1 protein-coding gene is annotated in these 570 nt (G+C 62.5%); it reads left to right on the top strand.

What is annotated here, in order from left to right; genetic code table 11:
• Positions 1-198: 198 nt before the first annotated feature.
• A partial coding sequence (locus AC1DY5_RS58090; protein WP_478123107.1) for a LysR family transcriptional regulator occupies positions 199-570 on the top strand: 372 nt, incomplete at its 3' end.

Genomic DNA, 570 nt, shown 5'->3' with positions numbered 1-570 from the left:
GCGTCACGCCGGTGAGGTTTCAATGTCATGTGTGTCTCCGAATGGCGTCCGTTCAGCCAGGAAGGCTGCCGGTGCATATGTGTACTGTCGAGCGAGTTCATTGTGGTGTCGATCACTGCGGGCGAGGTTGCTTTGTGACCCCGGGGGTGTTCGAATCTGTTGATCGACCCACCCCGCCAGTGGCATGATCAAGCCACGATGCAGACCCCCCAACTGCTGCAGCTTCGGCACCTTCGTGCGTTCGCCGCGGTCGCCCGGGGTGGCAGCGTGCGCGCTGCTGCGGAGACGCTGTTTCGCGCGGCATCTGCGATCAGTCGGTCCATCGTCATACTTGAGAACGCACTCGATACCCCCCTGTTCGAGCGCCGTGGCCAGGGCATGCTGAACACGCCCGCCGCAGAAATGGTCTTGAGCCGATTCCAGGGAATCGAATACGAGCTTTCGGTTGTCGTGGACGAAGCCACGGCCTCCCGCGATCGGGCGCGCCGGCCCGCGACTTTCGAAGTCTTGTTGGATGAACGGCGGCTGCTCGCTGCGTCCTTGCTTGCGGAAGTCCACCATATGCCGACC

This window comes from Variovorax sp. P4_D9, from assembly GCF_056401695.1.
Note: the sequence above shows the minus strand (reverse complement) of the source record. Positions and strands in the feature narration are given on the sequence as shown.